Here is a 614-nt window from a genome sequence, read left to right as displayed (position 1 = left end):
TCTATATACTATGGAATGATTTTTTTATACGCGCTTGATCTGATCGATTTTAACGAACCTTATGTGGTTTTAAAACATGATAAGAATAAATAAATTATACAGTGAACCTTATTCTTTTGAGCCTATCGAGTTCAAAAAAGGAATTAATCTTATTTTAGGTGAGCATCTAATAAGACTAATGGCGTAGGAAAATCGCTTCTTGTAGAGTTCATTAATTTCGGACTGATGAAGGATTACAATCGCAGTAGGCTTTCGAAAATACCCAATACCGTTTTTTCTGATAAGACATATGTTTGTCTGGATTTCTTTATTAATAAAAATCACATCATTACAAAACGAAGCATTTCAGAAGAAAATACTCCTACTTTGTTCATTAATGGAATCAAAAAGAATTTTACGTCAATTGATGATGTAAATCATTTCTTGACTCTTTTAATGTTCCATGACAACAAGTCAAATTTACACCCGACTTTTAGAAGCATGTTAGGCCCTCTGATTAGAGATGAACGTTCGGAGTTCAAATCTATTATTGATTGTTACGATACAAAAGCAAGAATACCTCCTGATTTTGCACCACATCTTTACCTTTTCGGAATTAGTTTACAGCTTTATAA

Annotated in this window: 1 pseudogene; it reads left to right on the top strand. The window is 31.6% G+C overall.

What is annotated here, in order from left to right:
- Positions 1 to 225 precede the first annotated feature (225 nt).
- Positions 226 to 614, top strand: a pseudogene (locus tag E0D98_RS27665) (DUF2326 domain-containing protein); the annotation flags it as partial.

This window comes from Escherichia sp. KCJ4928, from assembly GCF_004352695.1.
Taxonomy (GTDB): Bacteria; Pseudomonadota; Gammaproteobacteria; order Enterobacterales; family Enterobacteriaceae; genus ECMA0423.
This window is presented reverse-complemented; position numbering and strand designations above follow the sequence as displayed.